21 protein-coding genes are annotated in these 20,132 nt (G+C 32.7%); 3 read left to right on the top strand and 18 right to left on the bottom strand.

Annotation, left to right across the window (positions count from 1 at the left end):
• Nucleotides 1-288 (top strand): hypothetical protein (locus CSW08_RS11235; RefSeq protein ID WP_203226881.1); only part of this gene is annotated, 288 nt, incomplete at its 5' end.
• Between the two features lie 235 nt (nt 289-523).
• Here the strand turns inward: CSW08_RS11235 and CSW08_RS11225 are convergent.
• The 13 genes from CSW08_RS11225 to CSW08_RS11165 all read right to left on the bottom strand — a co-directional run bounded on the left by CSW08_RS11225 (nt 524) and on the right by CSW08_RS11165 (nt 13,210).
• Entirely contained in the window at nt 524-1,225 is a 702-nt protein-coding gene (locus tag CSW08_RS11225) for a response regulator transcription factor (protein ID WP_106659981.1), read from the bottom strand.
• A 5-nt stretch (nt 1,226-1,230) separates the two neighbouring features.
• Nucleotides 1,231-2,766: a sensor histidine kinase gene (locus CSW08_RS11220; protein ID WP_106659980.1), complete on the bottom strand. Its 1,536-nt coding sequence runs from the start codon at nt 2,764-2,766 to the stop codon at nt 1,231-1,233.
• Nucleotides 2,767-2,871: 105 nt separating this feature from the next.
• Nucleotides 2,872-3,465, bottom strand: coding sequence for a dephospho-CoA kinase (gene coaE / locus CSW08_RS11215; protein WP_106659979.1), 594 nt, complete (start codon nt 3,463-3,465; stop codon nt 2,872-2,874).
• A complete protein-coding gene (locus CSW08_RS11210) occupies nt 3,462-4,427 on the bottom strand; it encodes a YbbR-like domain-containing protein (protein WP_238987250.1) in 966 nt (321 codons plus the stop codon). Before CSW08_RS11210 ends, coaE begins: the two co-directional genes overlap by 4 nt.
• Nucleotides 4,428-4,429: 2 nt before the next feature.
• On the bottom strand, nt 4,430-5,431 hold the full coding sequence (locus tag CSW08_RS11205; protein WP_106659978.1) for a glycosyltransferase: 1,002 nt from the start codon (nt 5,429-5,431) through the stop codon (nt 4,430-4,432).
• A gap of 72 nt (nt 5,432-5,503) precedes the next feature.
• Nucleotides 5,504-6,322, bottom strand: coding sequence for an enoyl-ACP reductase FabI (locus tag CSW08_RS11200; RefSeq protein WP_106659977.1), 819 nt, complete (start codon nt 6,320-6,322; stop codon nt 5,504-5,506).
• Between the two features lie 101 nt (nt 6,323-6,423).
• The gene (gene recN / locus CSW08_RS11195) at nt 6,424-8,076 is read right to left on the bottom strand and encodes a DNA repair protein RecN (protein ID WP_106659976.1); all 1,653 of its coding nucleotides are present in this window, start codon (nt 8,074-8,076) and stop codon (nt 6,424-6,426) included.
• Between the two features lie 81 nt (nt 8,077-8,157).
• Complete coding sequence (gene porD, locus CSW08_RS11190) at nt 8,158-9,048, bottom strand: type IX secretion system protein PorD (protein WP_106659975.1); 891 nt, start codon at nt 9,046-9,048, stop codon at nt 8,158-8,160.
• Complete coding sequence (gene coaBC / locus CSW08_RS11185; protein WP_106659974.1) at nt 9,041-10,252, bottom strand: bifunctional phosphopantothenoylcysteine decarboxylase/phosphopantothenate--cysteine ligase CoaBC; 1,212 nt, start codon at nt 10,250-10,252, stop codon at nt 9,041-9,043. Before coaBC ends, porD begins: the two co-directional genes overlap by 8 nt.
• 170 nt (nt 10,253-10,422) lie before the next feature.
• Nucleotides 10,423-10,752, bottom strand: coding sequence for a DNA-directed RNA polymerase subunit omega (locus CSW08_RS11180; protein WP_100615578.1), 330 nt, complete (start codon nt 10,750-10,752; stop codon nt 10,423-10,425).
• Nucleotides 10,753-10,763: 11 nt separating this feature from the next.
• Entirely contained in the window at nt 10,764-11,606 is an 843-nt protein-coding gene (locus CSW08_RS11175; RefSeq protein ID WP_106659973.1) for an outer membrane protein assembly factor BamD, read from the bottom strand.
• A gap of 204 nt (nt 11,607-11,810) precedes the next feature.
• Entirely contained in the window at nt 11,811-12,689 is an 879-nt protein-coding gene (dapA, locus tag CSW08_RS11170) for a 4-hydroxy-tetrahydrodipicolinate synthase (RefSeq protein ID WP_106659972.1), read from the bottom strand.
• Nucleotides 12,686-13,210: a DUF6913 domain-containing protein gene (locus tag CSW08_RS11165; RefSeq protein ID WP_106659971.1), complete on the bottom strand. Its 525-nt coding sequence runs from the start codon at nt 13,208-13,210 to the stop codon at nt 12,686-12,688. The genes dapA and CSW08_RS11165 overlap by 4 nt, the downstream gene beginning before the upstream one ends.
• Before the next feature lie 144 nt (nt 13,211-13,354).
• On the opposite strand from CSW08_RS11165, the gene CSW08_RS11160 reads away from it, so the two are divergent.
• The gene (locus CSW08_RS11160; RefSeq protein ID WP_317044930.1) at nt 13,355-14,044 is read left to right on the top strand and encodes a 5'-nucleotidase; all 690 of its coding nucleotides are present in this window, start codon (nt 13,355-13,357) and stop codon (nt 14,042-14,044) included.
• 9 nt (nt 14,045-14,053) lie between these two features.
• Nucleotides 14,054-14,971, top strand: coding sequence for a bifunctional metallophosphatase/5'-nucleotidase (locus CSW08_RS11155; RefSeq protein WP_106659969.1), 918 nt, complete (start codon nt 14,054-14,056; stop codon nt 14,969-14,971).
• Here the strand turns inward: CSW08_RS11155 and CSW08_RS11150 are convergent.
• From CSW08_RS11150 to CSW08_RS11130, 5 genes are all read right to left on the bottom strand, one after another.
• Entirely contained in the window at nt 14,968-15,729 is a 762-nt protein-coding gene (locus CSW08_RS11150) for a hypothetical protein (RefSeq protein ID WP_106659968.1), read from the bottom strand. The two genes, CSW08_RS11155 and CSW08_RS11150, sit on opposite strands and share 4 nt — an antisense overlap.
• Before the next feature lie 213 nt (nt 15,730-15,942).
• Complete coding sequence (locus CSW08_RS11145) at nt 15,943-16,656, bottom strand: hypothetical protein (protein ID WP_106659967.1); 714 nt, start codon at nt 16,654-16,656, stop codon at nt 15,943-15,945.
• A gap of 88 nt (nt 16,657-16,744) precedes the next feature.
• Nucleotides 16,745-18,742 (bottom strand): NAD-dependent DNA ligase LigA, encoded by a 1,998-nt coding sequence (gene ligA / locus CSW08_RS11140; protein ID WP_106659966.1) that lies wholly within the window; start codon nt 18,740-18,742, stop codon nt 16,745-16,747.
• The gene (gene prmC / locus CSW08_RS11135; RefSeq protein WP_106659965.1) at nt 18,739-19,629 is read right to left on the bottom strand and encodes a peptide chain release factor N(5)-glutamine methyltransferase; all 891 of its coding nucleotides are present in this window, start codon (nt 19,627-19,629) and stop codon (nt 18,739-18,741) included. Before prmC ends, ligA begins: the two co-directional genes overlap by 4 nt.
• Nucleotides 19,626-20,117: a GNAT family N-acetyltransferase gene (locus CSW08_RS11130; protein WP_106659964.1), complete on the bottom strand. Its 492-nt coding sequence runs from the start codon at nt 20,115-20,117 to the stop codon at nt 19,626-19,628. Before CSW08_RS11130 ends, prmC begins: the two co-directional genes overlap by 4 nt.
• Nucleotides 20,118-20,132 lie beyond the last annotated feature (15 nt).

Below are 20,132 nucleotides of genomic sequence, written 5' to 3'. Positions count from 1 at the left end.
TATAAATTACTTTTAGACACCGGAACTTTCCATGGATTGAGTAGTTCACAACGAATTGCAATGGGAAAGGCAATAAATAATATTGCTGCTCAAGATGCGATAATACTTTTACTTGTATGGGACCCTAAATGGCGAGCCTTTTTGCCGAGCGGAGCAAGTCGTAAAGAAATTGAAATGTGCTTTCCCAATTGGGCGATAACTCATGTGGAACCTGCTGCTGATAAGCCAGAGGCAATCTATAAAATTTTGAAAGCAAATGAACAATGGTATCGACTTTGTCGCAAATGAATTTGAACTACATAATTAACTTGGCATAACAATGGGTATAAAACATAGGACGGACAAGGGTTTCCGCAAGTTTCGGTTTCTTCGCAAGCTTTGTCTCGGTGTACAAGCTTGCTGCTCCGAAATGCCCTACGTTTCAAAGCCGAGAACGTTAAACGAACCACAAAATCCCCTTAAAATCCCCATTAAAAAAAGCCAGCAACTAGCTGGCTTTAAATTTATACAATAATGTTTATTTTTAGTTTACAACCAATCTAAACCCTTCACCGTGAATGTTTAGTATTTCTACTTTATCATCCAGTTTTAAATACTTGCGTAATTTGGCAATATATACGTCCATACTGCGAGAGGTGAAATAATTATCGTCTCTCCAAATTTTGGTAAGTGCCAACTCACGGGGCATTAAATCGTTTTCGTGCAATGCCAATAGGCGCAACAATTCGTTTTCCTTTGGCGATAATTTAATGGGATCACCACCATTGTAACGTAAAAAACGCAATTTGGAATTCAGGTCGAAACCACCAATTTTAAACTCAAATTGTTTACTATCCGAAATGGTTTCAGTCGCTTTTCTTTGAATAATGGCCTTGATTTTCATCAATAGCACTTCACTATCAAATGGCTTATTCAAATAATCGTCCGCTCCCACTTTATAGCCTTTTAAAACGTCTTCTTTCATAGCTTTCGCCGTTAAGAACACAATAGGGATATCGGTGTTTTTTTCTCTTATTTCCTTTGCCAATGTAAACCCATCTTTATATGGCATCATAACATCTAGGATGCATAAATCGAAATCGCCTTTCTTAAATTTTTCGAAGCCTTCCATACCATTTTTGGCATGAACAACATCATAATCATTCATCATTAAATAATCTTTAAGAACCGTTCCGAAATTGGGATCGTCTTCTACTAATAAAATTTTCTTTTTTTGTTCTTCCATAGTTTCTATGATATTAAGGGAAGTTTTATGGTAAATATACTTCCTTTGTCTTTTTCACTTTCTACACTTACGTAACCTTGATGGTCTTCTACAATTCTTTTTACATATGCCAAACCTAAACCATGGCCTTTAACATTATGTATATTCCCTGTGTGTTCTCTATAAAATTTTTCGAACACACGTTTAGTAGCTGCTTTACTCATGCCACTACCTTGGTCTTTAATTTTCAATAAAATATTTGTTCCCACATTTTCTGTGTATACATCTATTTTTGGGGCATCTGGAGAATACTTAATGGCATTATCCAAAACGTTAACGATGACATTTGTAAAATGCGTTTCGTTTGCCAACACGGTCGATTTTAACGCCCCTAAATGGGCTTTAATATAACCTTGCCTGTCTTCAACAATAAGTTCTACATGGCCTAAGGCATCTTCTACTAAGTCATGTAAATCAACTTTGTCCTTACTTATGTTAAGTTCGTTTTTTTCTAGTTTAGATATTCTCAATACGTTTTCAACTTGGGCATGCATTCGTTTATTTTCTTCCTTTATCATATTAAGATAGCGGAGCACTTTATCTTTATCATCAATTATTTTAGGATTTCTTATGGCATCCAAAGCTAAATTTATAGTGGCTATGGGTGTTTTAAACTCATGCGTCATATTATTGATGAAATCTGTTTTAATTTCAGATATTTTACGCTGTTTTAATAATTGATACAAGGCACTAGTATATGTTAATAGAATGACCAATGTGAAAATAACCGACAATGTAATCATACTGGAAATTGATGACAAAATGAACTTTCTATCTTCTGGAAAATTCACTAAAAGCATGTAATTGCTCTGGTTATTTTCATCATAAAAAATAGGTACTTTATAAGTATCTAATTTATGATTCTCAAAATTATCAGTATGCACTTTTGTTGATAAATCGTTACTATAAATAGCAAACTCATAAGCAATATCAACATTATTTTCTTTCAATTTTTTAGAGAGCAAGCTATCTATTTGTTGTTTTGAAACACGCTTGTATATAGGTATTGTTTTAACATAAGTTTTAAGGTTTTTATTAAAATAATTCCTTTCAGCCTCACTTAAACGACTGCTGTTAACAATATTTAAAATAGGTGTTCTCTTGATGTCTTTATCTGATTGATCAGAATTATTAAAAACCTCAATGCTAGAACTACCTATAATATTTTTTATATCGATACTATCTAAACCAATGTCAAAGAGCGGCGAAGACAACTTATAGTTTTCTTCTAATATGATTTGTGTATAATTTATAGTTTCATTTGTACTTTTATTTTGTAAAGAAGTAAATAGTTTAGATACAACAGCTGTATCAACTCTTTTTTCACTATCCAAACTCTGGAACATCTCAAAATAACCATCTAATTCATTCGATTCAATGGCATTTGACACATTTGCCAACGTTTTCTTGACATTAGACTCGAAACGTTCCCTTTGGTTTAATTCTGCTCCTTTAATATAATAAGCTTGTAATAAAATTATGCCTATTAGAGATAAACTCATGAAAATAATTAATAGGACAAATATCTTTTTGCTCATCACTCAAAATTAACATTTTAACATTTAGCACTCCTACTTTTAACCTTACATTAACAAATATGTTAAAATTTAAGATTTCCCACAATGTTTTAAGATTTCATGGTGGATTTTTAGCACTTGCTCCTTAGTGTTTTCAATAGTTATGTTGTCTATAACAAAATGGGACAACTTTACTTTAGCGTCATCGGGCCATTGATTATTCATCACGGCTTCTATTTTTTCTTTGGTGGTAGATTCCCTTTTTAACAAACGCTCTATTCTTATATTTTTGGGCGCTGTTACCGTAATAACAAAATCGCATTGTTTATACCCATTGTTTTCGAACAAAATAGCAGCTTCTTTAATAACATAATCCGTCCGCTGTTTTGATGCCCATTTTTTAAAATGCATCCCCACTTTTGGGTGCACAATAGCATTCATTTTTTGCAAATAGGATTCATTTTTAAAAATAATATCTGCTATAAAAGGTCTGTTCAATTCATTATCAACATAAGCCTGTTCGCCAAATAAGTTGGTGAGTTGACGTTTTAAAACTTTAGAGGTATTCATGAGTTTTTTAGCTTCTTCATCTGCAATATAAATAGGGACTCCCAAAGCCTGAAACTCTTTAGCTACGGTAGTTTTACCACTACCAATTCCACCTGTAAGTCCTACTATTATCATTCTAAAATTATAAACTCAATATGTTGTTGATTCACTTTTGCACTTTTAACCAATTTCGATATTATGGTCAGTTTTGGTGTTAAATAAGCTTGTTGATTCTCAACAGTACTAAAATCACATTCAACAATAAAATCTTCAGCTTTTATGGCATTAAAATCCTTTAAACTGGTGTAATAGGCAACATTTACTTCCTTTGGGAAATAATTTAAGGTCATATCATTAGGTACGTTTATAACCGAAACCGGAATTTTAAGCGTGCCCTCAGTATACTTTTCTACGGTAGCAGACACTTGTATCTCGTTGGCAGAGAATTTTAAATCTTTATTGTTTTTTGGTAATTTAAGTTTCACCGCACTTGATATATTTGATCTTACTTCATTTAAAGTCAGTTTTTCTGTTTGAACACTTTTAACTTTTGAAGCAATGATTTCTGGTCCCACCACCACTATGGAATCTGGCACTAATTTGTAATTACCTGTGATATCAAAACCAGCAGTGAACCCAACCTCTGTATTAAGGATCACGGGTATTTTCTTGACTAAATTTACATCGTACTTAAAAACCAATGTATCTGGAGAAATATTTAATAATTGCACATTATTTCCAAATTGTTCGTCAGTGTACATATAGGCTTTAGACTTATCCCAAATAAACGCAGATTTTGTTTTAACAACATCTTTAGAAAAATCTATGTTGATTTTTGGTTGGGAAAAATAATAGGTTAGCCATTTAAACCCATGTGTTTTTAATGTCACCTTTAATTTTGCATTGGAATCGTTAAGAACAACGTTTTCTTGCGGCACATTTATTTTATTAATATCGAATGTTATGGTATTGGTAAATTCATTGGATAGTTTGGTGAAAATTAAAATGATAAATGCTAATAACAGAAACAAAAAAAAGACATTTATTTTTCTGTTTCTGATAGAGATGAGTATTTCTTTTTTTAATTTTTGTATCATGTTTATTTAAAAAATAATTCTGAAAAAAACTGCTTCGGGTCTTTTTTTAAAATGGTAACAACGATGGTAGATTTTAAAAAACCAAAGCCATATCCAAAAAACTGTATGACAATCGCGAGTATGGAATATAACGATACTAAAACGTTTTTAGTTGTTATTAATGCTACAATAAATGCTATTATAAAATACAACAAATACAGTTGCATAAAAAACTTTATTTGAAAAAAATAAAGCACCCATGCTACTAAAAACCCTAAACAAAACAGTGTTGGAAACCAATAAGTTATTTTTTTTGTTTTTGGATGCCATGAATTTAAAATCGGCCTCACCAATCCGAATTTATAAACTTGCCTATAAAATTTTTCCCAGGAAATTCTACGTTTATGGTACACAAATGCTTCTGGAATAAGTTTGGTTTTAAAACCCAAATCCCATAACCTGATGGACAAGTCGGGGTCTTCGCCTGGATGGATATTTCCAAATCCGCCAGACTTTATAAAGGCTTCTTTTGAAATGCCCATATTAAAACTTCTAGGTTGAAATCTATCAATACTTTTTTTTCCTCCCCTAATACCGCCAGTGGTAATAAAAGACGTCATGGAGAAATTAATGGCTTTTTGAATATTGCTAAACGACTCATTTGCCGCATCGGGACCGCCAAAACAGTCGACATAATCTTCTTTCAAGCTTTTAACAACGGTCTCTAAATAATTTTCTGGCAGTATGCAATCACTATCTAAAATGATAAAGTAGTTGCCTTTGGCATGTGTCATCCCAAAATTTCTAGAATCCCCAGGCCCCGTATTCTCTTTAAAAAAATAAGAAATATTGAGGTTGTCTTTGTACAACTCAATACTATCTTTTGAGGGGATTGTAGAACCATCTTCAACAATAACAATCTCAAATGCCTCTTTAGTTTTCAAGGCTTCAAAACTTTGTAAAAGTTCTTGTATTTCGTCCGGACGATTATAAACAGGGATTATGAATGAGAATTGTAGATGCATAACACAAATGTAACCAATCCATACAAAAAAGCCACCGTTTTATGGGTGGCTCATTTATCTGAATTAAATATATTATTCTTCTCCCATAAAGGTAGACATAACAGCATCGCTCACACCCATATTACTAAAACCACCATCATGAAAAAGGTTTTGTAACGTAACACGTTTTGTTAAATCGCTAAATAAGGTTACGGTATAGTTGGCGCAATCTAAAGCTGTGGCATTACCTAGTGGCGACATTTTATCGGCATACGCAATAAAACCATCAAAGCCTTTAACCCCACTTCCAGCGGTCGTTGGTGTTGGCGACTGCGAAATGGTGTTAACCCTCACCTTTTTATCTCTTCCAAAGAAATATCCAAAACTACGTGCAATACTCTCTAAATACGCTTTGTTATCAGCCATATCGTTATAATCTGGAAATACACGTTGCGCCGCCATGTAGGTTAACGCCACAATGCTTCCCCACTCGTTCATGGCATCGGATTTATATAAGGTTTGCATCAATTTATGAAAAGACATTGCCGACACATCGGTTCCTTTTTGGGTCCATTCATAATTTTGATCGGTATAATGTTTGCCTTTACGCACGTTGATGGACATTCCTATTGAGTGTAACACAAAATCCAATTTACCTCCCAGAATCTCCATAGATTGATCAATTAAATTTTGTAAATCTTCCACAGAGGTGGCGTCAGCAGGAATAATTTGAGAACCTGTTTTTTCGGCCAGTTCGTTTATTTGTCCCATTCGCATAGCCACCGGTGCATTGGTTAATACAAATTGGCCGCCTTCTTCATGAACACGCTCTGCGGTTTTCCAAGCGATAGAGTTTGCATCTAAAGCCCCAAAAATAATTCCCTTTTTTCCTTTAAGTAAATTGTATGACATACTGCGTTTATTTGTTTATGTGTTGATTCGTTTAATTGGTTAAAATTAAAAGGTTAAAAATACTAAACTTTTAACTTTTAACTTGACTGTTTTATTCTTTTTCAATTCAATAATTCTTTGGCGTGTGCAATGGCAGAGGACGACATTTCCAAACCTCCCAGCATTTGCGCGATTTCAACAATGCGCTCATCATGATTCAGTTTCATAAGATTGGTTTGTGTTACCTCATTAACATCTTCTTTAAAGACTTTATAATGCGAATGGCCTTTGGCTGCAATCTGCGGCAAATGGGTAATGGAAAACACTTGCATGGTTTTGCTCATTTCTAACATGATATCGCCCATTTTATTGGAAATTTCACCAGAAACACCTGTATCAATTTCATCAAACATGATGGTTGGTAACTGAATATATTTTGATAAAACCGATTTTATGGCGAGCATAATCCGAGACAATTCTCCTCCAGAAGCTGCCTTTTTCAATTCATTAAAACTACCGCCCTTATTGGCAGAAAACAAAAAGGACAACGCATCTTTTCCGTTAGCAAAAAAATCATTGCCGTAACTCACCTCAATTTTAAATTGGGCATTGGGCATTCCCAAATCTTTTAAAATATCCTGTAATTGGTTAACTAAGGTTGGAATTACTTCAGAACGTTTATTATGAATAACTTCAGAAATAATGTTCAATTCTTCATGTTTCTTTGAAATTTCAATTTGCTTTTTTTGAATAGTATCATCTAGATTTTCGGTGTACGACACTTTCTCTTCTAAACTATTTTTTATAGTAATTAATTCTGAAACATCTGTCGCCACATGTTTTTGCATCAAATTATGAAGCTTTTGTAGTTTTAGATTGACTTCTTCCAATCTACTTGGATTTGCTTCTAGATTTTCTTGAAGTCCGTCAATTTCAGCAAAAACATCATCTAAATCAATCAAACTACTATTGACTCGATTATATAAATCTTCATATTTTGAAGACATCCCAGCTAATTTTTGAAGACTGTTTTTCAATAAGGTTAATGTTGAAATGATACCGATTTGTTCTTCACCCAAAAGCTGATAAGATTCTGCCAGTTTTTCCTTGATGGACTCAACATTATTTAAGGTTTCATATTCTTCTTCCAGCAATTCAATTTCGCCGACAACCAAATTGGCCTCAACCAATTCATTCAGTAAAAATGAATTATAATCGTGTTCTTTAATCGCTTCTGCTTGAAAGTGAAGCAATTCGTTTAATTCCTTTTGAAGTGATTTATAAAGCTTTAATTCTGATTTATAGTTTTGAAGTTCAGTTTCGTTATTTGCCAAGGCATCAATAATTTGAAATTGAAAATCGTTACTTGTTAATTCCAACGTTTGGTGTTGGGAATGAATATCAATCAATCGTTCCCCTAAAAGTTGTAGACTATTCAAATTTACTGGAGAATCATTTACAAATGCCCTGGATTTTCCTGAAGGCAAAATTTCCCTACGGATGATGGTTTGCTCTTCATAATCAAAATCCTCTGTCTTAAAAAGCGATTTCAAATGGTAGTTTGAAATATTAAAAATGGCTTCAATCACGCATTTTTCATCGGTGTTTTTTAAACTGCTTAAATCGGCACGCTTCCCTAAAACCAACGATAAGCCTCCTAAAAGTATGGACTTTCCTGCTCCGGTTTCACCTGTAATTATTGAAAACCCATCGTTAAAACTAACTTGGAGATTATCAATTAAAGCATAATTTTTTATGGAAAGTGATATTAACATGTTTTGGCTAAGGGTCTTGGTTATTGGTTGCTAGTTGTTGGTTAAAAACTCTGAAACTTTGAAACTTTGAAACTTTGAAACTTAAAACTTAATATTTTGCCATTTGCTACTGTGCATGGGGGCTACTTTTTGCAAGGTTTCTTTAACGCTGGCAATATTCACATTGGGGCCATCACTGAAAATTTGTTCTATTTCATCTGCTTTAGAATCAAAAAACGTCCGTAATAAAAAAGAATTTGGCCGTCTGCTATTCATAGCTTCAAACTGTTTTAAAGTAGCAGCTATTTTTTCTTTTCCTGCTTTTGGGTTGTCACTCATAACATCTAAGCCTTCCCTATGATAGGTATAAAGCACATCCCTAAACTCTTGAAAAGTTGAAGACAATACATTGTCTATTAAAGCAAATTTACTTTGTAAACCATCTTCTAATTTCCAACCTCTATAATTTTCCTGTCGGGAATAATTGGCTATGGTTTGGGCTTGTTTAAAATATGTCTCTCCGCCACCTTTGGTAAACGAATCTGCATCCAAAGCTAAAATCATATATACATGAAAAGCAATAACAGACACTAAATTAGATTCGTATTGGTTTGCGTTAAAGATTATATTCTGAAACTCCAAATATCTAAACGAAAAATCCCTATCGTTAAAATTATAAATAGGTGTGGTATAAGAGGACCCAAAAACTGGGCGTGAAGATTGTACTTGAATGGTACCTTGAAAAGATTCACCGCTATAATCAGTAATGGTAATATTCATACTGCAATTGATACGCTCTTGGGCAGAAAATGTTCTATTGGTCCATGTTGTATTGTTAACAAACTCGGTCAGCTGATTTTCGAGTGTTTTGAAAATCTGCAAATTCTCATTTCCCGTTTGGCGCGCATTAACTACAACATTACAGTTTAACTCTTGAGAGAACCCTATAAAAGTTGTAAAGCATACAAATAGAATAAATATAATATTACGCATCCAGTTGTTTTATAATTTCGTTTAATAGGTCTTTGGCAACTTCAGCTTTCGACTTTAATGGATATTCGGTTATTTGGTTTTTATCATTTATAAAAGTCACTTTATTAGTGTCGCTTTTAAAACCAGCACCCGAGTCATTTAACGAATTTAAGACAATTAAGTTTAAATTCTTTCTTTTAAGTTTGTCTTTTGCATTTTCAACTTCATTATGGGTTTCTAAAGCAAAACCAACCAAAAATTGATGGGTTTTAATGGTTCCTAAAGATGCTAAAATATCCTTGGTTTTTTCTAACTCTAATGTTAACGTATCAACTATCTTTTTTATTTTTTGATTAGCGACATCTTTTGGTTTGAAATCGGCCACAGCTGCCGATAAAATGGCCACATCCGTTTCTTTGAAATAAGTATGTGTTGCATTATACATCTCTTCCGCACTTACCACAGGAACGATATGTATTAAGCTATGTGATACATTTTCATGGGTTGGTCCCGTAATTAAAATAACCTCAGCGCCTAAATTGGCTGAAGCTTTGGCAATTTCAAAACCCATTTTCCCGCTAGAATGATTGCCAATAAACCGAACAGGATCTATAGCTTCATAAGTTGGGCCAGCCGTAATAAGTATTTTTTTTCCCTTTAAAGGCAATTTGTTTAAGATATCATTTTCAATAAATTGAATGATATCTTCCGGCTCTGCCATTCTGCCCTCTCCTACCAAACCACTAGCCAATTCGCCACTGGTGGCAGGAATCATAATATTGCCATAAGTTTTTAATACACTAAAAGATCTTAACGTACTTTCATGTTTATACATGTCCAAGTCCATCGTCGGGGCAAAATAAACCGGACATTTAGCCGATAAATAGGTAGCTAACAATAAATTGTCGCAGATACCATTTGCCATTTTTGATAAGGTATTGGCGGTTGCTGGAGCGATGATGAAGATATCCGCCCAAAGCCCTAAATCAACGTGGCTATTCCACACAGCATTATCGTCTTCATCGTTTGTAAAAGATGAATATACAGGGTGCTTTGAAAGTGTTGATAAGGTTAGAGGCGTAATAAAGTCTTTGGAAGCAGGTGTCATAACGACTTTTACGTTAGCACCAGCTTTAACAAATAACCTTACTAAAGAAGCAGTTTTATAAGCGGCAATACCAGCACTTATGCCCAGTAGTATATTTTTGCCGCTTATAATACTCATAAAAAATAGCTTTCAAGGTTTTTATCTGTTTCCTTTTCCTTTTCTCTTCGTTAAAATTTACAATCGTAACCGTGGCTATGCTTGGAAATTTATGCCTTGATAAAATAAAAAATAAATGAGCTAAATTCTCCTGAAAGCTATTTACTATGAGTAAATTGACATTTTAAAAATTATTCCTGGGAATCTTCCTCTGTATTTCTAAAATAGATTTTATCTGTTAACCATTCTTGAACAGCCAACGCATGAGGTTTAGGTAATTTTTCATAAAATTTAGACACCTCAATTTGTTCTTTGTTTTCAAAGATTTCCTCAAGACTGTCATTGTAAGTTGCAAATTCTTCCAACTTGTCGATTAGTTCTCTTTTAATCTCTGTATTAATTTGCTCGGCACGTCTTGCAATGATGGAAATTGACTCGTAGATGTTCTCTGTTGGCTCATCAATTTGGTTTCTATCGTAAGTTATGGTATTAACTGGAGCATTCGTTCTTTTTAAATCCATGGTATTGCTATTTAACTTTTATTGCTGTAATTTTTTAATTCCTCTTCTAATGTAACTGCCATTTTATCGGCTTCAGCTATATATTTTGAATTTCCATAGCTTTTTTTAAACGTTGTATAATACTCTTTTGCTTGTGCCAAACGGTTCTTCCTTAAAGGAACAATCATATTTGAAACAACTTTATTCTCCACACTATTCATGGCTTGTTGGTAAGCGGCATCAAATTTATAAAACAAGGCATCTTCTCTTAATACAGAACCTGGAAACTCAAAAATAAAATTATCGAAAGATTTTATGGCGGCATTAAAATCCTTTGTATATCCAGGCGCAATCAATGCATATTGCTTGGCAATTTCATATGCTTTTTTCTCTAATTTGTAATCTAGTTCCCTAAAAAGTTTGTTTGCTTCTGCTGAATATTCAGATTCAGGATATAAATTAAGGAAATTTTGTAATTTTTCAATGGCATCTTTTGTCTCCGTTTGATCTTTCGCATATTCTGGAGATAACATATAATAACTTTTTGCACTTAAAAAGGCAGCTTCTGCAACTTTCTCACTAGCAGGATAGCTAGATGCAAAACGTTCAAATTGATAAGCAGATGTATGATAATCTTTCATTTTGTAAAATGTATTGGAATACAAGTACATCAATTTTTCCGCTTGAGGTTTTCCTCTGTAACTTGGAACAATTTGTGCAAAAAGTTTGTTTGCCTTTTCGTATTTACCTTGGCTATAAAGAGAATCACCCAGTTTAAACTTTTCAGCAATATCTTCAGATTTTAAGGCCTTTTGATATTCGCTACAAGAGCTTAAAACTGAAAGTAATATTACTATATAAAGAAAATGCTTCATCTGTTTGTATTCTTTGCTTTTTATCTGTCAGATGTAATGTGCTTAATTAAATTAAAGTTTTATTACCATAACCTAACGACGCTCATTTCATAAATTTCAAACAAGAGGCAAAATTAAGTTATTTTAATGGATTTTAAAAATATAATTTTACACGAAAATAGCCTCTAAAATACAGTATAAATAAGGTTTAAGTTATATTTAACACTAGTATTGATTTATATAGCCAACAATTTTATCTTTTAAGCCTTTTGATGCAGGAACTAATGGTAATCTTACGGTATCCTGGCATAAATTTAAAGCTTCAAAAACGGCTTTAATACCAGAAGGATTATTCTCTTCAAAAATATAACCAATGACATCCATTAATTTAAAATGAAGTTTGTACGCCTCTTTAGCATGCCCTTCTAAACCTAAACGTATCATATTAGAAAATTCTTTAGGAAATGCTTGTCCTATCACAGATATAACTCCAGCGCCACCTGCTAAAACAACTCCAAGCGCTAAATCATCATCTCCAGAAATAATTAAAAAATCTTCTGGTTTGTCTTTCAATAATTTTAAATATTGGGCCACATTATTACAAGCTTCTTTTATACCTATAATATTATCAAAATCGTTTGCCAATCTTAACGTGGTTTCTGGCTCCATATTTTTAGATGTACGCCCAGGAACATTATATAAAATAATAGGAATAGGTGATGCCTCCGAAATTGCTTTAAAGTGTTGATAAATGCCTTCTTGTGTTGGCTTTGTATAGTATGGTGATACGGATAAAATAGCATCCATACCGTTTAAATTGGTCGTTTTTATTTCTTCAATAACCTGCATGGTATTGCTTCCGCCAATACCTAATACTAAAGGCACTCGACCATTATTAGCTTTAGAAATAGTTTCTATAATATCTTGTTTTTCTTGCTTTGTAATGGTTACGCTTTCTCCTGTTGTACCACAAATTACAAGATAATCTGTTCCATTATCTATATTGAAGTTAACAATGTTTGTTAACGCCTCATGATCTACACTTAAATCCGTTTTAAATGGTGTAACCAGAGCAACTCCAGTTCCTAGAAACTTACTGTTCATTTTTTAATTTTATTTAATATAGTTAAGTATTTAAAAACTTCATTTTCAAATACATCAAATTCTTTTAAATTGGTATTAATAATTAAATCGTTCAATCTGGGATCACTCTGCAAAATGCCAACTTTAAATTTGGCTTTCGATGTGGCTGTCATCAATTTCAATTCTAAATCCTCTGCCAGATAATAACTGATTAAAACATCAAATTTTTTATCAAGAAAAGATTGCAATTCTACATGCTTTATCCCGCCATTCCATCCAAAATCATCTGGATTAAAACATAAATCCCAAGTATTTAAATCGGCTTTTTTATCATTAGAAAAACCTATAACCTTAACATTATTAGGGTGTATTTTTATTTTTGCGGCTAAATCCTTGAATAAGGTAAAATCCTCATTTTCAAACAAATTAAAGATAATACCTAGGCTTTCAACCTTACTATCATCAACGTTTACGTAACGATTTGATAATATTTTATTTAAATACTTTTTATTTGAATTCTCTTTAAAAGCCCTTAAAAACATTTACCTTTATACTTTGCGCAAAGGTAGCAAAAGTAGATTCAAAATATCAGCAAAAATTCACAAGTATCTCTTATGACATTTAAACATCTTTTTTTCTGTTTATTTTTATTATTCTTTTTTAGCTGTAAAGAAACACATTTACATTTGGCTAAAATTGAAGGAAAACAAATCTCCATTTCAGATAGTATTTCAACAGACAATGATATAGAAGTGTTTATAAAGCCTTACAGAACCCATATACAGAAAGATTTGGATAGCGTGTTGGCATATTCGGCAGACACTTATACCAAAACTGATGGCGATTTTAATACGGCTATTGGAAACTTTATGGCTGATGCCGTTTATAATGAAGCCAACCCGATTTTTAAAAGCCGAACCGGAAAAAATATAGATATGGTTTTATTAAACCATGGCGGTATACGTTCCATCATTTCAAAAGGAAACATTACAACCAGAACAGCTTTTGAATTGATGCCTTTTGAAAACAGCCTCTTGGTAGTTGAAATGAAAGGAACACAAATGGATAGTTTGGTTGCTTATTTAAGTAAGTCCAAAAAAGCACATCCCATTTCGAAATTAAAACTAATTATTGATACCGATTTTAATGTTATTAAAGCCACCATAGATGGGAAAAACATTGAAGATAACAACACCTATTATGTCGCCACTAACGATTATTTATACAATGGTGGTGATAATATGACGTTCTTTAAGCCAAACGATGGCGTTCACGATTTAAATTATAAAGTCAGAAATGCTTTGATCGATAATTTTAAAAAAGTTGACACTATAAACCCGGTTAAAGACGACAGGTTCATTCAAAAAAACAATTGAGATTAACTTATGAAACGTAGAGATTTTTTACAAAAAACGTCTGTAGCAACTGGGGCATTAACACTTGGCGGCTTGGGGTTACAGTCGTTTACAACCACATCTAAAACATCAAAAATAACTATTTTACATACTAACGATGTGCACAGCCATATTGACGTGTTTGGGCCAGAAGATGGACGAAATGCTAATAAAGGTGGCGTTGCCCGTAGAGCCAGTTTAATAGAATCTATTAGAAATGAAAATCCTAATACGCTTTTATTGGATGCCGGTGATATTTTTCAAGGTACACCATACTTTAATTATTATGGAGGCGAACTGGAGTTTAAGTTAATGAGCATGCTAAAATATGATGCCTCAACTATTGGAAATCATGATTTCGACAATGGTATAGATGGTTTATATGCCCAATTGCCTCATGCCAAATTTGATTTTATCTGTTCAAATTATGATTTTTCAAATACAGTTATGAACATGCATGTAAAACCATATAGAATATTTAAAAAAGATAACATTAAAATAGGTGTTTTCGGACTAGGTATTGAATTAGATGGTTTGGTTGATAAAAATATGTATAAAGAAACCAAATATTTAGACCCAATAGAAACGGCGCAAGAGATGACTCGAATTTTAAAGGATGATGAAACTTGTGATTTAATTATTTGTTTATCTCATTTAGGATACGATTTTAGAGATAATCCAAATAAAATAAGTGATTTAAAATTGGCCGCGGCAACTAAAAACATTGACTTAATTATTGGTGGCCATACCCACACCTTTTTATCAAAACCAACTATAGTGAAAAATATAGAAGACAAAAATATGCTTGTAAACCAAGTTGGTTGTTATGGTATTAATTTGGGACGAATCGATTTTTATTTTGATTCTGAAAAAAAAATAACTGCTAATGGAGTGGCTATAACCGTTTAAGCCATAATCTTCTCTCTCGAAAACGTTTTTTCCAGAATATCCTTTTCATCATATATGCCTTTAGATACTTTATTGGTTTCAATGATGTATTGAAAGGCAAAGAACAGTCCAGCAATATGTAATAATCTATCTAACATCAAAATGCTCCAATTATAAACATAATAATGTACTACATATTCTAGAACATCTGAAAAAGCAAAACATATTGCCATTATTAAAAAAAGAATGGATGCTTTTGTTTGTTTACCTAGATATACTGCAAATGAGATAAAAACCAAAAGTATTAAAGCCATACTTTTTGTTCCAAACAAAATCATTTCCGTGCCGTCTGTTATTAAAGCGTTCAACATACTACATAATGAGTATAGAAAATAACCATTAATTAATAGAATACCCAGTAAATAAAAACCAACCACCTTATCAATATTCACAAGTTTGAATTTGGAAGCACCAATCACAATTAAACCTATATAACTAAACATATACATAGTGTTTGAGCTAGTTGTTCCAAAATCATTTACCAAAAACAATCCAGAAGCGTCACCAAAAAATGAGAACACTAAAAAAGCAATAAACACCAAATTCACTATTCTTTTCTTGATACAAAAAGCTATTAAGAAAAAAGGAATGAATATAACTTTAGAAGCATTTAAAAATAACGGATTTTCACTGTAAGCAGCAAAAACATTTAAAGTTATCAATAACAATAAAGCGAAAAAAAACATGGCATCATAGCCAATTTTGAATGTATTGTTCATGGTAATAAATATAAGTAGGTGGACAAATGTACTTTATTACATCGTCTAAAACAAACAGTTTATCGATTATATTGTTAAATTTTGAGGTTGTATACCCAAAATGAAATGTAGATCAAACTAAGTGGTATTGGAATTTAATCTATCACTGGTTTTTTTTATCCCTGAAGCTAATTACTCCATATGTAAATAAAAACCATCCTTTAAGAAAAGAAGCTAATCAATTAGCATATTGTTATTAATTGATTCCTCGTTACCTAGTTTAGACTGTTGATAAAAGAAATAAAAAGCGATTAGCGCTAGTGAAACTGCAATGAAATTAAGTAAGTCTTGTTTGGCCACATATAAATATGCAACGCTTATTACTTCAGAAAACACAATGCACAGAGAGCCAACAAATAAATATAAGGACTTTTTATTATCTCTATAAAAATAATTTATAAGAGAACTGGATAAGAGTAAAAGCATAACGATATTATAAATTAGCTCAACAAAATACTCATAGTTCAGTTCTACAAGTGGGTCTATAATAATCTGCATAACATAAACAATATAAATATTCAATGCTGTTAATACTACTAAATGTATTTTGAAATTTTTTAGCACATGCATTAAACTAATTGATTTACAAATTTTAATGAATAACATTAAATACGCAAGTATATATAGTGAGTTTCCTAATAAATAATCAACACCAGGACTTAATTTATCTGAAATTATAGCTAAAAGTTCAGATAAAGAGTAAAAAATCAAAAACAAATTAAAGAAAATGGACTTTTCCCTAATAGATATAAAATAGGTTAAAGCAACAAAAGGGAATATTAAAGATCTTAAATTGTAGGCTATTAATTCATTACCACCAAATTGAAAAATAACAAAAAGTGTATAAATTAACACAATCGTACCAACCAAGATTATAGATTTGTTCATGAGAGATATTAAAATTGTTACCCTGCAAATATAAAATATTATTACAATTAAACGATTAAAAAATACATTTTATCGATAAAATTATAAATTATGTAATTTTTTGTAAGAATTCATATTCATTCAATAATAAAACATTCAAATCTTCTGCTTTTTTCTTTTTACTTGGTCCCATATTGTCGCCAGCAACAATAAAACTGGTTTTAGAAGAAATAGAACTACTTACTTTTCCGCCGTTATCTTCTATAATTTTTTTAAGCTCATCTCTTGAAAGCGTCTCAAAAACTCCAGAGATAACAATGCTTTGACCTTCGAGTTTATTTGTCTGACCAACAAGTTGTTCGGCTGACATTTCCAACTGAATACCAAATTGTTTTAAACGCCCTACAATGTAAGTATTCTTTTCTGAAACAAAAAACTCAACCACACTTTGGGCTATCTTAATCCCTATTTCATCTACATTTACCAAATCATCTATAGAAGCTATGGCAATCGCATCAATAGATTTATAATGTTTTGCTAATTTTTTTGCAACAGTCTCTCCCACATACCGAATGCCTAAAGCATACATAACCCTTTCAAATGGAATACTTTTAGATTGTTCAATGCCTGAAATTAAATTATCGGCACTTTTTTCAGCCATTCTCTCTAAAGGAACAATCTGCTCTTTGGTTAATTCGTATAAATCTGAATAATTATCAATCAAGCCTTGGTTAACAAGAAGCGCCACGGTTTCGCCCCCTAAACCTTCAATATCCATGGCTTTTCTCGATATGTAATGCTGAATCCTCCCAATAATTTGAGGCTTACAGCCATTGTAATTCGGACAATAATGTTGCGCTTCGCCTTCTTGTCTGACTAATGGTGTTTCACACTCAGGACATTTGGTGATGTATTCGGTTGGTGTGGAATGAAATGGACGTAAACTTAAATCTACTGCAATAATCTTTGGAATGATTTCACCACCCTTTTCAACATACACTTCGTCGCCTACCCTAATATCTAATTTCTCAATTTGATCAGCATTATGTAACGACGCTCTTTTTACAATAGTTCCAGCCAATTCTATGGGTTCTAAATTGGCAACGGGTGTAATAGCACCCGTGCGCCCCACCTGATAAGAAATACTATTAAGTCTTGTAGAAACGCGTTCTGCTTTAAACTTATATGCCATGGCCCATCGGGGTGATTTTGCCGTATAACCCAATTCTTCTTGTTGGTCTAAACTATTAACCTTAATAACAACACCATCCGTTTCATAAGGCAAATCATGTCGATTTACATCCCAATACGATATAAAGTCCAATACCTCATCGATGGAATAGACTAATTTTGAAGCATTGGGCACTTTAAAACCCCATTCCCTAGCTTTAAGTAGACCTTCAAATTGCGTCTGAATCCCTAAATGATGACCTGTTAAATTATAAAGCAAGCAGTCTAAAGGGCGCTTAGCCACTTCAGAGCTATCTTGCAACTTTAAACTTCCTGAAGCTGTGTTTCTAGGGTTTCTATAAGGTTCTTCTCCAATCTCAATACGTTCTTCGTTCATTTTGTTAAACCCATCAATCGGTAAAATAATTTCACCTCGAATATCAAATTTTAACGGATAATCACCTTTCAATTTAAGCGGAACCGATTTAATGGTTTTTACATTGGCCGTTATGTTGTCCCCCTGATAACCATCACCTCTAGTAACTGCTTTTGTTAAAATACCATTTTCATAAGTCAAACTAATGGAAGCCCCATCATATTTTAATTCGCATACATATTGAATATCTCCATCAATCATCTTTTGTATTCGGGTTTCCCAATCCAATAAATCTTCTTTGGAATACGAGTTATCCAACGAATACATACGATGCTCGTGCGGAATGGTTTCAAAATTTTTAGTGATCTCCCCTCCTACACGTTGCGTTGGAGAATTCATATCAAAAAACTCTGGATGTTGATGTTCTAGAGCTTCTAATTCTTTTAACTTCAAGTCGAATTCCAAGTCTGATATACTTGGATTATCCAATACGTAATAATTATAATTATGCTCGTTGAGTTCGTTACGAAGCTTTAATATGTGTTCTTCAATACTATTCATTGTCCTATTTGACCTTTAATCATTCTATCTTTTTTAAAGACATCTTGTTTTAATTCAATATTTGTAAAGTGATGATCTTTCAATAACTGTATCATATCATTGCCAAGATATTCATTAATTTCAAAAAAAAGCAAACCGTTGTCCTTCAAATTATTAACAGCAAACGTTATAATGGCTTTATAAAACTGCAACGGATTATCATCGGTAACAAACAACGCAACATGCGGTTCACTATTTAAAATATTGGGTTTCATTTGTCCCTTTTCTTGTTCCCGAACATAAGGCGGATTTGAAACAATAACATCAAATTTTACATCAGAAACCCGATCCGTCTTCCACCTTCCGTCTTCCGTCTTTAATATATCAGCTTCTATAAATGTGATTTCAACCTGGTTCAATTCAGCATTTTGTCTAGCGACGTTTAACGCTTCCTTACTGACATCGAGCGCATAAACTTTAGCTTTTTTCAAATTTTTAGCTAATGAAACAGCAATACAGCCACTACCCGTCCCCACATCTAAAATAGTTAGGTGTTGGTCCCGATAGCTATCGGGATTAGGTGTTGGGTGGCTGGTTAGTATCCAATCAACCAATTCTTCCGTTTCTGGTCGCGGTATAAGTACATGTTGATTCACTTTAAAAGTCAGTCCGAAAAACTCGGTATCTCCTATTATATATTGAATCGGCTCTTGGCTTTTTAAACGTTCTAATGCATTGAAAAGTCTTTCATTAGTATCTATCATTAACTCAGGATTCATGGCTAACTTAATTCTGGTGATATTATGAAAGGATTCCAATAAGATAAAAAAGAAACTATCAACTTCATTTTTATTATAAATGACATCTAATTCTTGATGAAATATATTTTGAATATCTTTTCGCTTCATAAATCTTTTATCATCCAAACACCACAAGAATAATGTCCTGTATTTCCCAATGCACCTGCAATATGTTTAAACCCATAACTTTCATAGATGTGTATGGCCGCTTTTAGTTGTGGTGCAGATTCTATGTAGCATTGTTTATAACCTAAATTTTTTGCAGACTGTAAACATGTTTCGAATAATTGTTTACCAAATCCTTTTCCTCTAATGTCTGGCGAAAAATACATTTTCTGAATTTCGCAAACCTCGGTTTCGAAATCCTTTAACGGTTTAACTCCGCCACCACCGACCACTTTTCCATTAGCATCAATAACAAAATAAACATCATTATCATTTTGATAAGATTCAAACATCTTGGTTGTTTCAATATCCGAATAGGCAGTCCCTTCCAAAGGGATTTTAAATTCGTGAAAACAATCGCGTATTACCTGCTCAATTTGCTGATTATCCCCTGGTTGAATTTCTCTAATAATGATATTGTTTATACCCATTATTTAATCTTATTT

Origin of the sequence: Confluentibacter flavum, from assembly GCF_002843175.1 — a bacterium.
Lineage (GTDB): Bacteria > Bacteroidota > Bacteroidia > Flavobacteriales > Flavobacteriaceae > Confluentibacter > Confluentibacter flavum.
The sequence above is the reverse complement of the archived record's forward strand: the minus strand, read 5'-3'. Positions and strand labels throughout refer to the sequence as shown.